This is a genomic window from Pseudonocardia sp. 73-21 (assembly GCF_001899645.1).
Taxonomy (GTDB): Bacteria; Actinomycetota; Actinomycetes; order Mycobacteriales; family Pseudonocardiaceae; genus Pseudonocardia.
On record NZ_MKVV01000083.1, the window covers coordinates 62,081 to 79,995 of the forward strand.

A 17,915-nucleotide genomic window follows, 5' to 3' on the forward strand; every position below is an offset into this window, starting at 1 on the left:
GTGCTTTGATCGCCGCACCCGGGTCGCACCGGTGGCATCAGCGAGGGAGCACACAGGGCGATGAGCAACCCACAGGGCCCGTCCCACAACCCGGCCGATCCGCCCGCCTGGGGCAAGGAGCCCGCCGGTGGGTGGGGCCAGCCCAACCCCGACGACGAGCGCACCCAGCGCGTCGACCCCCGGTCCTTCGCACCGGGTGGGGGCCAGCCCCCGGCTGCTCCACCGCAACAGGGCTGGAACGGCCCTTCGCCCCAGCAGTACGGCGCACCGCCGCAGCAACAGCCCTACGGCGGCCAGCAGTACGGTGGCCAACCCCAGTACGGGGCGCCGCAGCAGCCGTACCCGCCGCAGCAGGGATGGCCCCAGCAGGGCGGCCCCCAGCCCACGCAGCAGTGGGGCGGTCAGCAGCCCGGGTACCCGCCGCCACCCGAGACCCCCGCGAAGTCCGGCCGCTCGAAGCTGCCCCTGATCCTCGGCGGGATCGGCGTGCTCGTGGTGGCGGCGGTCCTCGTGCTCGGGTTCGTCACGCCCGGGTTCTTCGTGTCGAAGGTGTTCGACACGGCCGCCGTGCAGACGGGCGTGCAGAAGATCCTCACCGACAGCTACGGCGTCAAGGACGTCACGACCGTCACGTGCGGCCAGAACATCGCCGTCACCGCCGGCAACACCTTCACCTGCGACGCCACCATCGCCGGCAAGCCCGCCCGGATCCCGGTGAAGATCACCAGCAACGCCGGCGACTACGAGGTGGGCCGGCCGGCGTGACCCACCCCGTCACGGTCCTCGGTACCGAGGAGCTGCGGGCGGCGCACGACCTGTTCGGCGGGGCGCTGTTCAACGGCCCGGTCGACGACGAGGGCTGGGAGTTCCGCGGGGCGAGCTACGCCCCGGGCCGCACGCTCGGCGTCCACCTCGACGGGACGCTCGCCGGCACGGCCATGTCGTTCGGCACCACCACCGTCGTGCCGGGCGGCGCCGTGCTGGAGGCCGCGGCCGTCACCCGCGTCGCGGTGCGGGCCGACCGCACCCGCCGCGGTGTCCTCTCGGCCATGATGCGCGCCCAGCTCGACGACGTCGCCGACCGCGGTGAGGCGGTCGCGTCCCTGCGCGCCACCGAGGCCCGCATCTACGGTCGCTTCGGCTACGGCGTCGCGACGCGTGGCCGCTCGGTCCGCCTGCGCGGCTCCGGCGCCGGATGGCGGCCGGGTGCCCCCGCGTCAGGCTCCGTCCGGATGCTCGGCCCCGGCGAGATCATCGACGTGCTCTCCGGGTTGCACGAGCGGCTCGCGCTGCGGCGCACCGGCGGCATCACCCGCAGCGACGGCTGGTGGAGAGCGGTGGTGGGGCGCCGGCTCCAGGCCCGCGAGCCGGTCATCGCGGCCGTGCACACGGGCGCGGACGGCGACGACGGTTACGTGGTCGCCACCCCCGGGGCGCGGGACGGTTTCACCCGGCCGCTGCACGTCGAGGACCTGCACGCGGCCGACGCCGCCGCCACGGCGGCCCTGTGGCGGTTCGTCCGCGACATCGACCTCGTCGGCGACGTCGAGGCCCACCTGCGCCCCCTCGACGAGCCCCTGGAGCTCCTGCTCGCCGACCCGCGTGACTGCACGGTCACCGGGGTGGCCGACGAGACGTGGCTGCGCCTGGTGGACGTCCCCACCGCCCTCGCCGCCCGCACCTGGGCCGCCGCCGACCCGGTACTGCTCGCCGTCCACGACCCGTTCCTGGAGCGCAACGCCGGCGTCTACCGGATCGCCGACGGCACCGCCGAGCGGGTCGGCCCGCTGGGTGGGGCGGTCGTGCCCGGGCTGGAGTGCGACGTCGCCGCGCTGGCCATGGCCTACCTCGGCGACCGCACGCCGTCGGAGCTTGCGGCCACCGGCTGGTGGACCTGCCACGACGAGAAGGCCCCGGCCCGGGCCGACGCCGCGTTCGCCACCGACGTCGTGCCGTGGTGCGGCACGTTCTTCTAGTCCGATCGCCGCCGACGCCGGAGCGTCGAGGGCGACGGCCCTCGACGGCGCCGTGCCTCGTCCGAGTGCGCAGGCGGGGTTGGGACGATTGCCGCGGGAGTCGGGCCGAGCGCTGCGTGCTGGCGGACGGACGGACGGACGAGGCTCGCTGAACGAGCGGGCCGCCGCGAACGACGGGAGCCGTGACCGCTCCGGACGGTCGGCCGATGTCGACCAGATCCCGTTCCATCAGATCGGTTGATTGCGTTGCAGCGCAATTCACACTCGACGCGCTCTCCGACGAGCAGTGGCGGTCGCTGTCGTGGACCGGTCTGGACGTGGATCCGACCCTGGTGATGTTGTTGGACGAGATCCCGCCGGCGGCGGATGGGTTCGACCGGTTGGAGCGGATCGGGACGTGGGAGCAGGTCATCGCGTGGGCGCAGGCCCGGCAGTGCGCGGAGATCACCCGATACATGGCCGACTCGGTGGCGGAGCCGGCGCACGGGATGAGGGCGGATCAGGCGGGTGAGTCGGCGCAGTCCGAGGTCGGATTGATGCTCACCCTCGCTCCCGGGGGTGCGGCGTGGCGGGTGTCGGATGCCCGGACCCTGGTCGAGGACTTCCCGGCCATTTCCGCCGCCCTCGAATCCGGGGCGATCACGTTGACGAAGGCGCGGATCATCACCGAGGGCTAGGTGGTGCTGTATCCGGAGCGCGACGGGATGGCCACCCTGGCCGCGACGTTGCCGGCGTCGGAGGCGGTGGGGGTGTTCGCGGTGCTGGATCAGCACGCCCGCGCCTGCTGCAGTACTGATGGGCGGTCGATGGACGCCCGCCGCGCGGACGCTCTGACTGATCTGGTGCTGGACGGGACCGGGTTCAGCAGCAGCGGCGGCGTTGAGAACGCCGACGACTTGTCGGCCGAGGCCACCGCAACCGCTGACGAACTGCCTCAGGTCCAGCCGCGCCGTCCGGCGTGCCTCACTCAGCGGTGTGCCCGCACCAGTGCCGTGTGCAGGCGCTCCACCGAGCTGCCCAGGCCCCACCGCTCCGCCAGCTCGGCCAGCCGGTCGGGGTCGGCGGGCACCGCGGGGAGGGCGTCGTCGCGGTCGAGGTGGACATCGGCGTCCACGGCCACCCGCACCACCGGCTCGACGACGGCCAGGTAGCCGGCCGCGGCGGCGAGCTTGGCGCGGACGGGTGGGGTGAGGCGGCCGTCGGTGCGGTCGAGGACGGCCTCGCACAGCTCCGTCCAGGAGTCGAAGCGGCCCACCAATGTGGCCGCCGTCTTGGCGCCGACGCCGGGCACACCGGGCAGGCCGTCGGAGGGATCGCCGCGCAGCATCGCCATCTCGGCGTAGGCCGCTCCGGCCCGGCCGGCGGGCACGCCGTACTTCTCGGCCACCTCCTGCGGGCCCAGGTGCTCGGCCTTCGCCAGCCCCCGTCCGACGTAGAGCAGGCGGACGGGGACCGGCTCGTCGCGGACGATCTGCATGAGGTCGCGGTCGCCGCTGACGGCGAGCACGGGGTCCGTCGTCTCGGTGGCGGCGAGCGTGCCGATCACGTCGTCGGCCTCGAAGCCCTCAGCGCCGCCGGTGGCGATGCCGGCGGCGGCGAGGACCTCCAGGATGATCGGGACCTGCGGCGAGAGGGTGTCGGGGATCTCCTCGGGCACCCCGGCGGGGGCGGTGTCCGGCTCGCCCGGCACCCGGTGCGCCTTGTAGGTGGGCAGCGCGTCGACGCGGAACGCGGGGCGCCAGTCGAGGTCCAGGCACGCGACGAGCCGGGACGGCCGGTGTTCCGACACGAGCCGCGACACCATGTCGGTGAAGCCGCGCACGGCGTTGACCGGCGTGCCGTCGGGGGCGGTCATCGACTCGGGCACGCCGTAGTAGGCCCGGAAGTACAGGCTCGCGGCGTCCAGCAGCATCAACGGTGCGGTCCCAGGGGTGCTCACAGCCGACACCCTGCCGGAATACCCTGAACGGCATGACACCGGCCGTACCCACCGCGCTGCTCGCCGACCGTCTCCGCCGCGCCGGGGAGGTGGCCGCCGACCAGGACGTGGAGCTCCTCCTGATCACACCGGGCACCGACCTGCGCTACCTCATCGGCGCCGACGGCGAGTCGCACGAGCGCCTCACCTGCCTGCTCGTGCCCGCCGCGGGCCACCTCGCACCGCCCGCGATCGTGGTGCCCCGCCTGGAGGCGCCCGGGCTGGCCGCGCTCGGACTCGAGTCCCTCGGCGTGGAGGTGATCACCTGGCAGGACGGGGAGGACCCGTACCTGCTGGTGAGCGACCTGGCCGGCGGGCCCACCCGCCTCGCGGTGACCGACACGATGCCCGCCGCGCACGTGTTCGGCGTGCGCGACGCCCTGCCCGACGCCGCGCAGTTCCTGGCCGGGCCGATCATCCGCGAGCTGCGGATGCGCAAGGACGCCGCCGAGGTGGCGGAGCTGCGGGCCGCGGGCGCGGCCATCGACCGGGTGCACGCGCGCATGGGCGAGTTCCTCCGGGTCGGCCGCACCGAGGCCCAGGTGGGTGCGGACATCGCCGCGGCCATCGTCGAGGAGGGTCACACGTCCGCCGCGTTCGTGATCGTGGGATCGGGTCCCAACGGCGCCAGCCCCCACCACGAGGTGTCGGACCGCGTGATCGAGCGCGGTGACATGGTGGTGATCGACATCGGCGGGCCGCTGCCCAGCGGCTACAACTCCGACTGCACCCGCATGTACGCCGTGGGCGCCGAGCCGGCGGTGTCGGTGCGCGAGGCCTACGCCGTGCTGCAGGCCGCCCAGGAGCGCTCGGTGGCCTCCGTGCGGCCCGGTGTGACGGCCGAGCAGGTGGACGCCGCCGCCCGCGAGCCGATCACCGAGGCGGGGCTGGGGGAGCGGTTCATCCACCGCACCGGCCACGGCATCGGCCTCGACGTGCACGAGGACCCCTACATCGTGGGCGGAAACGCCCGCACGCTGGAGCCGGGCATGGCGTTCAGCGTGGAGCCCGGCGTGTACCTCGACGGGGAGTGGGGCGCGCGCATCGAGGACATCGTGGTGGTGACCGACACCGGCGTGGAGCGGCTCAACAACAACACTCACGATCTCGTGGTGCTGTAGCCGGAGCCGCCGGAGCCCGCCACACAGGTACCGGCGTCGGCGCCGCTCCGCACGAAGTCGCCGAGGCAGCGGCCGATCGCCGCGTGCCCCTCGGCGTCGGGGTGGAACGACTCCTGGGCCAGGTGGAAACCGACCGCGTCCAGGCCGCCGTGCACCAGCGCGTCCGGGTCGACCGTCAGGCGGCGCTGCCACTCCTGCGACGACGGCGTGCGCGTGCAGGCCTCGTAGCCCTCGGTGGCGCGGTCGAGATCGAGGAACCGCGCCCCGACGCGCTGCGCCACCCCGGCCAGCGCCGTGGACAGCGCCGGGAACAGGACGGTGCGGCCCCACTGCGCGTCGTCCCGGCTGTAGGGGCAGCCCCGGGCGGCGGGGACCGGCAGCATCTTCTCCGTGATCGGGGAGGCGTAGGACGCCATGACGAACGTCCACGAGCCCGGCCGGTAGCCGGCGCGCAGCATCGCCTCCTGCACGTCGCGGGCCGCGGCCTCGACCTTGGTGGCGGTGGCCGCCATCCGGCCGGCGACGAGCGGGCCGATCGTGTCGCGGCACGGCTGCGCCGTGATGGTGATCAGCGCCTCGATGCAGGCGATGCCGGTGGCGGTGAGCGCGGCGTCGTCGTTGGCGCCGACCTGCAGCACCACGGTGGTGACCCGGTAGCGCTCCGCGACGCCGACGAGCTGCTCCGCCTGGGAGGGCTCCCCGTACCTGCCGCCGGAGCCGAACGCGACGTCGGCCGACCTCGCGCCCGAGCACGCGAGGTTGACGGCCTCGGGAGCCAGCCCCGCGACGGTGACGTAGGCGTGGGGGGAGCGGTGGCACCAGTCGCCCTGCTCGCCGCGCGTGCCGGGCACGTAGTCGCCCGCCCCCTCGCCCGACGCCGCGCTGTCGCCGAGCGCGACGGCGGCGGCCGGGCGGGTGTCGGCGGACGCGGTGGCCGGCGCACCGACGACGGATGCGGTGAGGACGGCGGCGGCGAGGAGGAGGCGGGTGAGGAGCACGAAACGGGACGCTAGACGCGGTACCACCGCCTGACCAGGGCGTTCGTCGCCACCTGTGGACAACTCGTGATCATCGCTCGACCGGCCCAGCGCGTGCACCACGGTCGGCGACCGCCGTCACCCGTCCGGGCCGGAACCTCAGGGGGATCTCCGGGCGTTCCCTGAGGGAGCCCGCCGCTGCGACAGGCAGAGTGGACCTCAGCGGCGAGACGCGCCGCACCGGAAGGAGCCCTTGGTGGCATCGACACTGACCCGCGCCCGCGACGGGAAGGTCATCGCCGGCGTCTGCGCCGGACTCGCGCAGCGTTTCGGCCTGAGCACCGGACTGGTCCGGTTCCTCTTCCTGATCTCCTGCCTGCTGCCCGGGCCGCAGTTCATCATCTACATCGTGCTGTGGATCATCATGCCCAAGCAGCGTTGATCCGCAGGATCCTCGTGGGCGTCCGGGTCCTCGACCCGGACGCCCCCTCGGGCTCGCTGGCCCTCGAGATCACCGGCGACCGCGTCACCTCCGTCGGTCCGGTGGCGGCGGCCCGCACCGACGGTGCGGAGGTCCACGACCTCGACGGCGCCGTGGTCACCCCGGCCTTCGTCGACGCCCACGTCCACGCCACGTCGACGGGCCTGCTCGTCGACGGCCTCGACCTCACCGGCTGCGCCGATCCCCGCACGCTGCTCGACGCCGTCGCCGCCCGCGCCACGGCCCGGCCCGGTGCCCTGATCTGGGGGCACGGCTGGCAGGAGCTCGGCTGGCCGCACCTGCCGTCCCGCGCCGAGATCGACCGTGCCGCGGCCGGCGCCCCGGTCTACCTCAGCCGCATCGACGTCCACTCCGCGCTGGTCTCCACCGGCCTGCTCGACCGGGCCCCGGGCGCGGTCGGGGCCACCGGCTGGTCGGACGGGACCCTGTCCGCCGACGCCCACCACCACGTCCGCCGCGCCGCGCTGGCCGCTGTCGACGGCACCGTCCGTGCGGCCGCCCAGCGGGCCTTCCTGCGCGACGCCGCGGCCCGCGGGGTCGCCGTCGTGCATGAGTGCGCGGGCCCGGACATCTCCTCGGCCGTCGACCTGGCGGCCCTGCGCACCCTCGACGGGCCGGAGGTCGTCGGGTACTGGGGGCAGGCCGTGCGCGACGTCGACGAGGCCCGCGACCTGCTCGCCGCCACCGGCGCCCACGGGCTGGCGGGCGACCTGTTCGTCGACGGCTCGGTCGGCTCGCGCACCGCCGCCCTCCGCGACGCCTACACCGACGCGCCCGGCTGCACCGGCAACCGCTACCTCGACGCCGACGCCGTCGGCGCCCACATCACCGCGTGCACGCTCGCCGGCGTCCAGGCCGGGTTCCACGTGATCGGCGACGCGGCCGCCGACACCCTCACCCAGGGCCTGCGGATCGCCGCGACCGCCACCTCGGTCCAGGCTCTGCGCACACGGACGCACCGGGTCGAGCACCTCGAGATGGTCGACGCCGAACAGCGTGCCGTCCTCGCGGAGCTCGGCGTCGTCGCGAGCGTCCAGCCGGTGTTCGACGCCCTGTGGGGCGGTCCGTCCGGGATGTACGCGGAGCGGCTGGGCGTGAGCCGTGCGGCGCCCATGAACCCGCTGGCTGCTCTCGCCGGAGCAGGGGTCACCCTCGCGCTGGGCTCGGACTCCCCGGTCACCCCCGTCGGCCCCTGGGCCGCCGTCCGGGCCGCCGTCGAGCACCGCACGCCGGGCTCCGGGATCACCCGCGAGGCGGCGGTCGCGGCCCACACCGTCGGCGGCCACCGCGCCGCCGGCGACCACTCGGCCACGGCCGGTCGGCTCGTCGTCGGCGCCCCCGCGTCGTACGCGGTCTGGGACGGCGCCGGTGACCCCGCGCCCCGGTGCCTCCTCACCGTGCACCGGGGCACGACCCTCCACAGTGTCCGGAGCGGCGGTGTGGCATCATCTCGCACGTGACGACGCGGACCAGCGGTGCAGGCGTGGCCTGTCGCTGTCCGGGGTGCTGTCGCTGCTGTCGCAGCTGACCCCCGGCCCCGTCCATCCTGCCGCCCCGCGGCCCGCACGTCTGCGAATTTTCATGATCACGCCCGATCTCCGTGGCCACACCGTCCTCGCGCTGCACGCCCACCCCGACGACGAGTCGATCTTCACGGGCATCACGCTGCGCCGGCTCGCCGAGGCCGGAGCGCGCACCGTGCTCGTCGTCGCGACGGCGGGGGAGCTGGGGGAGTCCCGGGTGCCCCTGCAGGTCGGCGAGACCGTCCCCGAGCGCCGCGTCGCCGAGCTGGAACGCGCCGCCGAGCTGCTGGGGGTCTCCCGGCTCGTCCTGCTGGGCCACCGCGACTCCGGACTGCCCGGCTGGCCCAGCGGCCACCACGCCCGCGCGTTCTCCGCGGCCGACCCCGTGCGTCTGGCCCGCACCGTCGCCGAGCTCGCCGACGACGAGGGCGCCGGCACCCTCATCCACGACGACGAGCACGGCATCTACGGCCACCCCGACCACCGGGCCGCCCACCGCATCGGCGCCACCGCGGCCGATCTGGTCGGCGCCACCGCGTACCGGATGACCGTCGACCGCGAGCACCTGCACGTCTCCGCACGCGACCGGCACCTCGTGCACGGCGCCGCCCGCGCCGCGGACGTCGCGTTCGGCCGGGTCACGGCCGAGATCACCCTGGCCGTGGGCGGGACGGCCGAGCACCTGGCGTGCAAGCGGGCGGCGATCGAGGCGCACGCGAGCCAGGTCGATCCCGCGACGCTCCCGGCGGAGCACTTCGCGGCGGCCTACGGCTACGAGTGGTACCGCAGGACGGGCGCGCCGGGCGTGGTGGACGCCCTGGGCAACGCCCACCTCGTGTCCCACGCCTCGACGAGCGGCACCCTCGTCGGATAGGTTCCGACGGGAGTGCCGCTCGTCGGAAGTTCGGGTGGCCCGTCGTACTCTTTCCCCCGTGGTCCTTCCCGACGTCGAACCGTCCGTGTCCGATCCGCCCCGATCATCCGGACGGGCGTCCTGGGGACTGCTGCTCACCCGGTCGGTGGCCGCCCTCGGCGGAGGGCTGCTGCTCTACTACAGCTTCCCCCCGCGGACGCTGTGGTGGCTCGCGATCCCGGCGTTCGCCCTGCTCGGGCTGGCCGTGTACGGCCGCCGGGCGCACGCGGGCTTCGGCTACGGGTTCCTGTTCGGGATGGGCTTCCTGCTGCCGCTGCTGACGTGGATCGGCGCGCTCGTCGGGCCGGTGCCGTGGGTGGCGCTGGTGGTGCTGGAGTCGCTGTTCGTGGGGCTCGCCGGGGCCGGCATGGCGCTGGTCTCCCGGCTCCCGGCCGCGCCCGTGTGGGCCGCCGCCGTGTGGAGCGCGGGGGAGTCGCTGCGCGGGCGGGTGCCGTTCGGTGGCCTGCCGTGGGGCCGCGTCGGGTTCGGCCAGCCGTCCGGTCCGCTGCTGCCCGTGGCGTCGATCGGCGGGGTGCCGCTGCTGTCGTTCGTCACGGTGCTGGCCGGGCTGGCCCTGGGCGAGCTGGCGCGCCGGTTGTTCCTCCGCGAGCTGCGGCCGCTGCTCGTGCCGGCCGTGATCGGCGTCGTGGCCATGCTCACCGGCCCGCTCGCGCTGCTGGTGCCGGCCACCGGCGGCGGGCCCGCGAAGTACGTCACCATCGCCGCCGTGCAGGGCAACGTGCCGCGCCTGGGCCTGGACTTCAACGCCCAGCGCCGCGCCGTGCTCGACAACCACGTCAACGAGACGATCAAGCTGGCCGACGAGGTGGCCGCCGGGAAGGTCGCGAAGCCCGACATCGTGATCTGGCCGGAGAACTCCAGCGACATCGACCCCCTGCAGAACCCCGACGCCGCCGCGCAGATCGACCGCGCCGCGCAGGCCGTCGGCGTGCCGATCCTGGTCGGGGCGGTGCTGCGCAACCCCGACGGCGTCACCACCAGCAACTCGGCCCTGGTGTGGCTGGGCGGCCAGGGGGTGGTGGAGCGGGCCGACAAGCGCCGCGTGCAGCCCTTCGGCGAGTACATGCCCTGGCGGTCGTTCTTCGCGATGTTCTCCTCCTACGTCGCCCGGGCCGGCTACTTCGTGCCCGGCAACGGCCCCGGCGTGGTCACCATGGACGGCGTGAAGGTCGGCGTCACGATCTGCTGGGAGGTGGCGTTCGACGACCTCGTCGAGGACAGTGTGGACAACGGCGCGCAGGTGCTCGCCGTGCCCAGCAACAACGCCACGTTCGGCTTCACGGAGATGACCTACCAGCAGCTCGCGATGTCGCAGGTCCGGTCGGTGGAGCACGATCGCGCATCGATCGTCGCCACCACGAGCGGGGTCAGCGCCACGATATCGCCGGACGGTACGGTCACTCAGAGCACGAAACAGTTCACGCCGGACGTGCTCGTCGAACGCACACCGCTGCTCGACACCACCACTCTGGCCACGCGCCTGGGAGCCGTACCCGAGTGGGTGCTGGTCGCGTTGGGGGTGGGAGCGGTCGGCGCGGTCATCGTGACGCGTAGGCGTGACAGGAAGGACGAGGACAAGAATGGCTGAGCCTGCCGGGCCGGTGCTCGTGGTGATCCCGACGTACAACGAGCGGGAGAACCTCGGTCCGGTGCTGACGAGGCTGCACGCGGCCGTGCCCCGGGCGGACGTGCTCGTCGTCGACGATGCGAGCCCCGACGGCACCGGCGAGCTCGCCGACGAGATGGCCGCCGCCGACAAGCGGGTCCGGGTCCTGCACCGCACCGAGAAGGCCGGCCTCGGCGCCGCCTACCTCGCCGGGTTCGCCGAGGCGCTCGCGGGCCCGCACCAGGTCGTGGTCGAGATGGACGCCGACGGCTCGCACGCCCCCGAGGACCTGCCCGCCCTGCTGGACGCGCTGATTGACGCCGATCTGGTCCTGGGCTCGCGCTACGTCCCCGGCGGCGAGGTCGTCAACTGGCCCGGCCACCGCGAGTGGATCTCCCGCACCGGCAACCTGTACTCGCGCCTCGCGCTGGGGGTGTCCATCAAGGACATCACCGGCGGCTACCGCGTGTTCCGGCGCCAGGTGCTCGAGGAGCTCGACATCTCCTCGGTGTCCTCGCAGGGCTACTGCTTCCAGGTGGACATGGCGTGGCGGGCGGTGCAGGCCGGCTTCCGCGTCCGCGAGGTGCCCATCACCTTCGCCGAACGCGAGCGCGGCGCGTCCAAGATGAGCAGCGCGATCGTCATCGAGGCGCTGTGGCGCGTCACGCAGTGGGGGGCGGCCCGGGTGCTGCGCCGCGGCGAGACCCGTCCGGCCCCGACGCCCGGCGCCACCACCGAGAAGGCACCCGACGACCCGGCCCACCGGGCCCCCGTACGGGAGAGCGCGTGAGTGAGCCTCGTGAGGAACTGAGCTGGGAGCTGTTCGGCACCGCGTCCCGGGAGCTCGCCGAGCACGTGGCCGCCGACGGCTACGAGCCGGACATCATCCTGTCGATCGCGCGGGGCGGGCTGTTCGTCGCCGGCTCGCTCGGCTACGCGCTGGACGTCAAGAACCTGCACGTCATGAACGTGGAGTTCTACACCGGCGTCGACCAGCGCCTCCCGGTGCCGATCGTGCTGCCGCCGGTGCCCAACGTGGTGGACCTGTCGGGCTCGAAGGTGCTGGTGGCCGACGACGTCGCCGACACCGGGGCCACGCTCAAGCTCGTCCGCGACTTCTGCCTCGGCCACGTGGCCGACGTGCGCTGCGCCGTGGTCTACGAGAAGCCGCACAGCACCGTCAGCTGCGAGTACGTCTGGCGCCGCACCGACCGGTGGATCAACTTCCCGTGGTCGTCGCAGCCGCCCGTCGTCCGGCGCGCCGACCAGGTCCTGGACGCATGAAGAAGCCGGGCCACCCTGAGGGTGACCCGGCTGTAGAAGATCGTCAGGCGATCTCGCGCCGGCGCTCGGCGAGCAGTTCCAGACGCTCCGCGAGCAGCACCTCGAGATCGGCCACCGAGCGGCGCTCGAGCAGCATGTCCCAGTGCGTGCGCGGGGGCTTGACCTTCTTCGTCTCCGGCTCGACGCCGTCGACCAGCTTGGAGATGCTGCCGTGGAGGCGACACTCCCAGGTGGCCGGAGCCTCGGCGTCGTTCGCGAAGGGCACCTCGAAGTCGTGCCCGCGCGGGCACGCGTAGCGCATCGACTGCCGCGGCGCGAGGTCGTGGTTGCGATCGGTCTCGTAGCTGACAGCCCCGAGCCGGCTGCCACGGAGCACGCGGTCGGCCATGCGTCTACCTCCCGTTCATGGTCGAGGGAGCCTCCCCCGACCGTTCACCACCGGGTGTAACGTCTCACCTACGGACGTACATTCCCGCCAACGGGGCGGACTGTCTGCAGGTGTCGTCATTTGACGGACACCCGATATTTGCCGCCCCGATCAGTCAGTGTGGCCCATCAGGCTCGATCGCACACGCCAGTGTGACGTGTCAGCCTACTGTGACCTATGTCACGGAGTGCTGACGTGCTGTTTACACGAGGGCCGGTTCGTCGTTACCGGCTGCCCGGATCGCCCGGCGCAGCGGGACGAACGCCATCGCGACGCCGCCCACCACGAAGAACGCGATCAGCGAGATGATCGCCGGACGGAACGAGCCGGTGGCGCCGGCGACCGCGGAGAACACGAGCGGCCCGATCCACGAGGTGCCCTCCTCGCCGATCTCGTAGAGCGCGAAGTACTCCGCCTCCTTGCCCGGCGGGATCAGCTGGCTGTAGAGCGAGCGCGTCAGGGCGAGGGTGCCGCCCAGGACCAGGCCGATGCCGATCGCGACGGCGATGAACTCCACGGTGCTACCCGCCGTCACGAAGTAGGCGAGCGTGGTGATCACCGTCCACGCCACGAGGCTGCCCAGGATGGTGCGCCGGGCCCCGAACCGGGCGGCCAGCAGCCCGTGGACCACCGCGCCGCCGTAGGCGACGAACTGCACCAGCAGGATCGTCGCGATGAGGACCTCGCGGGGGAGAAGCAGCTCCCGCTCGCCGTAGAGGCCGGCGATCTGGGCGACGGTGTTGATCCCGTCCGCGAAGATCAGGTAGGCGCCCAGGAACGCCAGGGTCAGCGGGAAGCGACGCGCTTCGCGCAGGGTGGCGGCGAGTTGTCGGAATCCGTTGCCCGAGCGCGCCGCGGCGACCGGCGGGCGGTCGTGCAACCGCCGCAGCGGGATCACCGTGAACGCCGCCCACCAGAGGCCCGCGGTGACGAAGCAGACGCGCACCGCATCGCCGGACGACAGCCCCAGCGCGTCGTGGCCCAGGTAGATGCCCAGGTGGACGATCAGCGCCAGGCCGCCGCCGAGGTAGCCGAACGCCCAGCCCCGCGCCGAGAGCACGTCCCGCTCGTCGGCGTCGGCCAGCTCCGGCAGGAACGCGTAGTAGACGACGATCGACGCGCCCAGCGCCGTGTTGGCCACGAGGAACAGCGCGAACCCGATCTGCCAGTCGGTGCCGGCCATGAGCGCCAGCGCCGAGGTGGCCGCCGCGCCGACGAACGCGAACACGCCCAGCATCCGCCGCTTGGCCCCGGTGCGGTCGGCGACCGCCCCGACGACGGGCAGCACCAGCACCTGCAGGACCGTCGCGAGCGAGATGAGATAGCCGAAGACCGAGCCCGCGGCAACCGGGATGCCGAACAGCGACACGTCGCACTGCACCAGCGCGTTGGGGTCGCTGCAGGGCTGGCCCGACGCCTGGGCGTCGGCCTCCGCGACGCTCGTCAGGTACAGCGAGAGGAAGACGGTGACCACCGAGGTGGAGAAGACCTGGTTGGCCCAGTCGTAGAAGACCCAGCCCGCCCGCTCGCGGGCGGTGCTCACGACGGTGCTCACGACGGGGCCCGCACCGGCAGCAGCGCGACGAGCCCCGCCACCAGCACCAGCAGGATCCCGACGATGCCCGCCCGCGGCGCCCCGAAGACCGACGTGAACACACCGAACAGCGTCGGCGCGAGGAACGAGACGGCGCGCCCGGTGGTGGCGTAGAGCCCGAACAGCTGCCCCTCGCGGCCGTCCGGGGCCAGCCGCGCGAGGAACGTCCGCGACGAGGACTGCGCCGGCCCGACGAAGAGCGTCAGGATCAGGCCGGAGATCCAGAACGACGTGGGTCCGGAGAGGAACAGCAGCACCGCCCCGTCGACGATCAGCCCGACCAGCGACGCGACGATCACCGGTTTCGGGCCCACCCGGTCCTCGAGCCAGCCACCGGTGAGCGCCCCGGCCGCAGAGACGAGGTTGGCCGCGATCCCGAAGATCAGCACGTCGCCCGCGCCGATGCCGTACACGGTGACGGCGAGCACCGCGCCGAACGTGAAGATCGCGGCGAGGCCGTCGCGGAACAGCGCGCTCGCGACCAGGAAGAACACCGTCTGCGGGCTCCGGCGGTACAGCGCGCCCAGGTCGGTGAACAGAGTGCGGTAGGAACCCACCACGCCGAGCCGGGCCGGGCGGCCGGGATCCGGGAGCACCTCCGGCACGCGCAGGAACAGCGGCAGCGCGAACAGCAGGAACCACGCCGCCGCCACGAGCGCGACCACCCGGATGTTGAGCCCGCCGTCGGTGGGCACCCCGAGGAGGCCGCGCGTGTCGCCGTCGCCCGCGATGAGGCCGGTGTACACCCCCAGCAGCAGCACGATGCCGCCGAAGTAGCCCATCGACCAGCCGAAACCCGAGATCCGCCCCATGTTCTCCGGCGTGGAGACCTGGCAGAGCATCGCGTTGTAGGACACCGACGCCAGCTCGAAGAAGATCGATCCCAGACTCAGCAGGAGCAGCCCGATCCACAGGTAGGTGTCGTCGTCGCGGACGACGAACAGCCCCGCCATCGCGACGACGGTGAGCACGGTCCAGACGGTGGTGGAGCGCTTGCGGTGGCCACCCGCGTCGGCGTTCTGGCCGATCACCGGCGCGGCCAGGGCGATGACCAGCCCCGCGGCGCCCAGGGCGTAGCCGAGCCAGGCGCTCGCGTCGATCGGCCCGGGGAGGTCCCTGCCGACGGAGTCGGTGAGGTACACCGAGAAGACGAACGTCAGGATCACCGCGTTGTAGGCGGCACCGCCCCAGTCCCAGAAGCCCCAGGCGAGCACCGGCCCGCGCCGGACGGGCGTCGTCCCCCGGGCCGGGGTGATGGCGGGGCTCATGGCGGGAGAGTATGTCCTACGAGGCCCACAGGTCCCGGTTCTGCAGCACCTTGCGCAGCACGTCGGGCCGGTCCGACAGCAGCCCGTCCACGCCCAGGTCGAGCAGCTCGCCCATCTCGTCGGCGTCGTCGACGGTCCAGACGTGAACCTCCCGGTCGGCGGCGTGCGCCGTGCGCAGCAGGGCCTCGTCGACGACGGTGAGCGCGCCGAGCCGGCGCGGCAGCTGCGCCAGCCCACCCCGCACGGGCAGTGCGGGGAGGTGCCGCAGCGGGCCCGGCAGGGCGTCGAGCCAGGCCCGGCTGCGCAGCCCCAGCGCCGACGGCATCGCCATCGACGTGAGCAGCCGGGGCCCCCCGCCGGCCCGGGCGCGGTCGAGCCAGCGCTCGACGAACCCGCCGACGCACACGCGGTGCCACGCGTCGGTGCGCTCCAGCACTCCCAGCAGCGGCGCGACGACCGCGTCGGACTTCAGCTCGATCGTGATCCGGGTGTCCGGCAGCTCCGTGAGCACCTGCTCCAGCCGCGGGATCGGCTCGCGGCCCCGCACCTTCACCTCGGCGATGGCCGCCGCCGACAGGGCCCCGATCCGGCCGTGGCCGTCGGTGGTGCGCTCCAGGGTGGGGTCGTGGTGCACGAACACCACGCCGTCCGTGCTGGCGTGCACGTCGAGCTCCAGGTAGCCGAAACCCTCGTCGACGGCGCGGTGGAAGGCGGCGAGGGTGTTCTCGCAGCCGGTGAGGTCGTCGAGGTGCCAGCCCCGGTGCGCGTACGCGCGCGGGAAGGGCCCGTCGAGGTAGGGATGGCGCTCCACCTGGACGAGCCTGCCACCCCGGATGGATCAACCGCGACGCGGAAGGCGTTGCGTGTCGGTGAACAGCGGGGAGAGCAGGTCGCCGTGCTCCGCGAGCCGTGCGGGCAGGTCGTCGAGGGTGAACGTCAGGTCCTCGGGCTTCCGCGCCGCGCGCACCTCGTCCCAGGTCACGGGCGTGGCGACGGTGGGCCGGGCGCGGCCGCGCAGCGAGTAGCTGGCGATGGTGGTCTTGTGCGGGTTGTTCTGGCTCCAGTCGACGAACACCCGGCCCCGCCGGCGCGCCTTGTTCATCACGGCGATCACCTGGCGCGGCGTCTCGGCCGCCATCTCCTCCGCCAGGGCCTTCACGAACTCCGAGGTCTGCTCCGGCCGCGTGACCGTCACGGGCAGGTAGAGCTGCATGCCCTTGCCGCCGCTGGTGCGCGGGTACGCGACGAGGCCGTCCGCGGCGAGGTGGTCGGCGATCCGCTCGGCCACCCGCGCGCAGTCGACGACGGTGGTGCCCTCGCCCGGGTCGAGGTCGAACACCACCAGGTCGGGCGGGTGGTGGCCGCCGCGCGGGCCGATGCGCCACTGCGGCACGTGCAGCTCCAGGGCCGCGAGGTTGGCCGCCCACGCCAGCCCGTCGACGTCGTCGATGAGCGGGAAGTCGGCGCTCTCCGAACGCCCACCGGGCGTGTCGACCCGCGCGGTGCGGATCCACGACGGCGCGTGCCGCGACACGTCCTTCTCGAAGAACGACGAGCGCTCGACGCCGTCGGGCCAGCGGACCATGGTGACCGGGCGGTCGGCGAGGTGCGGCAGCATCACCTCGGCGACGGCCAGGTAGTGCGCCAGCACGTCGGACTTGGTGGTGCCGGTCAGCGGGTAGAGCACCTTGTCCGGATTGGTGAGCTTGGCGCGGGTGGCCGCAGGCGGCGGCCTCGTGCGGCCCAGCACCTCCACCCACGCGCTGTCGTAGGGCGCGTCCGGGTCCTTGGCCACCACCGACGGCAGCCCCTGCTCGCGCACGGCCGCGATCACCGCGTCGTCGCCGTCGGGGAAGACCGGGGCGAGGCGCCAGTGCGGCCCGGCCAGCGGCAGGCCCTCCAGCAGCGCGCGGCGGTCGCGGAACGGCAGGGGAGCGGTGTCGCGGCCGTCGAGGTGCAGGACGTCGCCGATCCACAGCTCGCCGGTCGGGAGGAGCTCCGCGTCGAGGAGCACCGGGGTGGCACCCAGGGCCGGCCCGAGCCCCGCCGGCCCGTCGACCTCCCCGCCGTCGGCGTCGGTGTAGCGGGCGCGGCCGCCGTCGACCCGGACGATCACGCGCCGCCCGCCGAACCCGACCTGCAGCCAGTGGCCCACCGGGAGGGAGCCCGGGGTGGCGACGGTGGGCCGGGCGTCGCGGGGGAGGGGTTCCCGGTCGGGGGCCGGGTCGGAGCGCTGCAGCAGCCAGCTGTTCTTCTCCCCTTCCCGCTCGGTGCGGATGAACACGTAGCGGCCCTGCGCCCGCCGCCCGGCCATCCGCACGATCACCTCGCGGCGGTTCCACTTCTCGGTCTCGTAGGTGCCGGCGTCCCAGATCGTCATCGAGCCGCCGCCGTACTCACCGGCCGGGATCTCCCCGGAGAACTTCAGGTACTCGATGGGATGGTCCTCGGTGCGCACGGCCAGCCGCACGACGCCCGGCTCGGGCGGGAGCCCCTTGGGCACGGCCCACGAGGCCAGCACGCCGTCGCGCTCGAGGCGGACGTCCCAGTGCAGGCGGCGGGCGTGGTGCTCCTGGATGACGAACCGGTTGTCGGTGCCGGGTGCCGGGTCACCCTCCGGCACGGGCTCGGGCGTGCGCCGCGCGTCGCGTTTGCGGCGGTACTCCTCGAGCGCCATGGAGCACAGCTTAAGACCCTCTTGCGCTGCACCCCGGGCCAGTGCGAG

The 17,915-nt window shown here is 73.7% G+C and carries 17 protein-coding genes and 1 pseudogene; 11 read left to right on the plus strand and 7 right to left on the minus strand.

From position 1 onward, the window contains the following. Positions 1-60 precede the first annotated feature (60 nt). The 4 genes and pseudogenes from BGP03_RS26130 to BGP03_RS36080 all read left to right on the plus strand — a co-directional run. A complete protein-coding gene (locus BGP03_RS26130) occupies positions 61-765 on the plus strand; it encodes a DUF4333 domain-containing protein (protein WP_296375459.1) in 705 nt (234 codons plus the stop codon). Beyond that, positions 762-1,976: a GNAT family N-acetyltransferase gene (locus BGP03_RS26135; protein ID WP_296375456.1), complete on the plus strand. Its 1,215-nt coding sequence runs from the start codon at positions 762-764 to the stop codon at positions 1,974-1,976. Before BGP03_RS26130 ends, BGP03_RS26135 begins: the two co-directional genes overlap by 4 nt. Before the next feature lie 182 nt (positions 1,977-2,158). After that, positions 2,159-2,653 (plus strand): DUF222 domain-containing protein, encoded by a 495-nt coding sequence (locus BGP03_RS26140; RefSeq protein ID WP_298797752.1) that lies wholly within the window; start codon positions 2,159-2,161, stop codon positions 2,651-2,653. Positions 2,654-2,656: 3 nt separating this feature from the next. Next, a pseudogene (locus BGP03_RS36080) lies at positions 2,657-2,821 on the plus strand (DUF222 domain-containing protein); the annotation flags it as partial. A 122-nt stretch (positions 2,822-2,943) separates the two neighbouring features. Here the strand turns inward: BGP03_RS36080 and BGP03_RS26145 are convergent. Further along, the gene (locus BGP03_RS26145; RefSeq protein WP_296375585.1) at positions 2,944-3,888 is read right to left on the minus strand and encodes a 5'-3' exonuclease; all 945 of its coding nucleotides are present in this window, start codon (positions 3,886-3,888) and stop codon (positions 2,944-2,946) included. A gap of 59 nt (positions 3,889-3,947) precedes the next feature. Between BGP03_RS26145 and BGP03_RS26150 the strand changes: the two genes are divergently transcribed. Then, a complete protein-coding gene (locus BGP03_RS26150) occupies positions 3,948-5,075 on the plus strand; it encodes a Xaa-Pro peptidase family protein (RefSeq protein WP_298797749.1) in 1,128 nt (375 codons plus the stop codon). On the opposite strand, the gene BGP03_RS26155 is transcribed toward BGP03_RS26150, so the two are convergent. Next, a complete protein-coding gene (locus tag BGP03_RS26155; RefSeq protein WP_298797747.1) occupies positions 5,054-6,073 on the minus strand; it encodes a GDSL-type esterase/lipase family protein in 1,020 nt (339 codons plus the stop codon). The two genes, BGP03_RS26150 and BGP03_RS26155, sit on opposite strands and share 22 nt — an antisense overlap. A 235-nt stretch (positions 6,074-6,308) precedes the next feature. Here BGP03_RS26155 and BGP03_RS26160 point away from each other — a divergent pair, with 235 nt between their 5' ends. From BGP03_RS26160 to BGP03_RS26185, 6 genes are all read left to right on the plus strand, one after another. Continuing rightward, complete coding sequence (locus BGP03_RS26160; protein ID WP_298797745.1) at positions 6,309-6,494, plus strand: PspC domain-containing protein; 186 nt, start codon at positions 6,309-6,311, stop codon at positions 6,492-6,494. Then, on the plus strand, positions 6,491-8,014 hold the full coding sequence (locus BGP03_RS26165) for an amidohydrolase family protein (RefSeq protein WP_298797743.1): 1,524 nt from the start codon (positions 6,491-6,493) through the stop codon (positions 8,012-8,014). The genes BGP03_RS26160 and BGP03_RS26165 overlap by 4 nt, the downstream gene beginning before the upstream one ends. Before the next feature lie 121 nt (positions 8,015-8,135). Then, on the plus strand, positions 8,136-8,951 hold the full coding sequence (locus BGP03_RS26170; protein ID WP_298797740.1) for a PIG-L family deacetylase: 816 nt from the start codon (positions 8,136-8,138) through the stop codon (positions 8,949-8,951). Between the two features lie 58 nt (positions 8,952-9,009). Further along, positions 9,010-10,599 (plus strand): apolipoprotein N-acyltransferase, encoded by a 1,590-nt coding sequence (gene lnt, locus BGP03_RS26175; RefSeq protein ID WP_298797738.1) that lies wholly within the window; start codon positions 9,010-9,012, stop codon positions 10,597-10,599. Then, positions 10,592-11,407 carry a polyprenol monophosphomannose synthase gene (locus tag BGP03_RS26180; protein WP_296375439.1) on the plus strand — a complete coding sequence of 272 codons (816 nt, stop codon included), beginning with the start codon at positions 10,592-10,594 and terminating at the stop codon, positions 11,405-11,407. The genes lnt and BGP03_RS26180 overlap by 8 nt, the downstream gene beginning before the upstream one ends. Beyond that, positions 11,404-11,901 carry a phosphoribosyltransferase gene (locus tag BGP03_RS26185; protein WP_296375437.1) on the plus strand — a complete coding sequence of 166 codons (498 nt, stop codon included), beginning with the start codon at positions 11,404-11,406 and terminating at the stop codon, positions 11,899-11,901. The genes BGP03_RS26180 and BGP03_RS26185 overlap by 4 nt, the downstream gene beginning before the upstream one ends. A gap of 43 nt (positions 11,902-11,944) precedes the next feature. Here BGP03_RS26185 and BGP03_RS26190 read toward each other — a convergent pair whose 3' ends face one another. The 5 genes from BGP03_RS26190 to ligD all read right to left on the minus strand — a co-directional run bounded on the left by BGP03_RS26190 (position 11,945) and on the right by ligD (position 17,867). Beyond that, positions 11,945-12,289, minus strand: a complete 345-nt coding sequence (locus BGP03_RS26190; protein ID WP_296375435.1) for an RNA polymerase-binding protein RbpA — start codon at positions 12,287-12,289, stop codon at positions 11,945-11,947. 241 nt (positions 12,290-12,530) lie between these two features. After that, positions 12,531-13,883: an MFS transporter gene (locus BGP03_RS26195; RefSeq protein ID WP_298797735.1), complete on the minus strand. Its 1,353-nt coding sequence runs from the start codon at positions 13,881-13,883 to the stop codon at positions 12,531-12,533. Next, positions 13,880-15,190 carry an MFS transporter gene (locus BGP03_RS26200; RefSeq protein WP_298797733.1) on the minus strand — a complete coding sequence of 437 codons (1,311 nt, stop codon included), beginning with the start codon at positions 15,188-15,190 and terminating at the stop codon, positions 13,880-13,882. Before BGP03_RS26200 ends, BGP03_RS26195 begins: the two co-directional genes overlap by 4 nt. A gap of 16 nt (positions 15,191-15,206) precedes the next feature. Further along, entirely contained in the window at positions 15,207-16,001 is a 795-nt protein-coding gene (locus BGP03_RS26205; protein WP_296375430.1) for a glycerophosphodiester phosphodiesterase family protein, read from the minus strand. Between the two features lie 27 nt (positions 16,002-16,028). Beyond that, positions 16,029-17,867: a non-homologous end-joining DNA ligase gene (gene ligD / locus BGP03_RS36085; RefSeq protein ID WP_363094519.1), complete on the minus strand. Its 1,839-nt coding sequence runs from the start codon at positions 17,865-17,867 to the stop codon at positions 16,029-16,031. Between the last annotated feature and the right edge of the window lie 48 nt (positions 17,868-17,915).

Excerpts from the sequence above, each read along its gene's own strand:
- BGP03_RS26190 (WP_296375435.1), bottom strand. The coding sequence starts at position 12,289 with ATGGCCGACCGCGTGCTCCGTGGCAGCCGGCTCGGGGCTGTCAGCTAC.
- BGP03_RS26180 (WP_296375439.1), top strand. The coding sequence starts at position 10,592 with ATGGCTGAGCCTGCCGGGCCGGTGCTCGTGGTGATCCCGACGTACAAC.
- BGP03_RS26130 (WP_296375459.1), top strand. The coding sequence starts at position 61 with ATGAGCAACCCACAGGGCCCGTCCCACAACCCGGCCGATCCGCCCGCC.
- BGP03_RS26145 (WP_296375585.1), bottom strand. The coding sequence starts at position 3,888 with ATGCTGCTGGACGCCGCGAGCCTGTACTTCCGGGCCTACTACGGCGTG.
- BGP03_RS26150 (WP_298797749.1), top strand. The coding sequence starts at position 3,948 with ATGACACCGGCCGTACCCACCGCGCTGCTCGCCGACCGTCTCCGCCGC.
- BGP03_RS26200 (WP_298797733.1), bottom strand. The coding sequence starts at position 15,190 with ATGAGCCCCGCCATCACCCCGGCCCGGGGGACGACGCCCGTCCGGCGC.
- BGP03_RS26170 (WP_298797740.1), top strand. The coding sequence starts at position 8,136 with ATGATCACGCCCGATCTCCGTGGCCACACCGTCCTCGCGCTGCACGCC.
- ligD (WP_363094519.1), bottom strand. The coding sequence starts at position 17,867 with ATGGCGCTCGAGGAGTACCGCCGCAAACGCGACGCGCGGCGCACGCCC.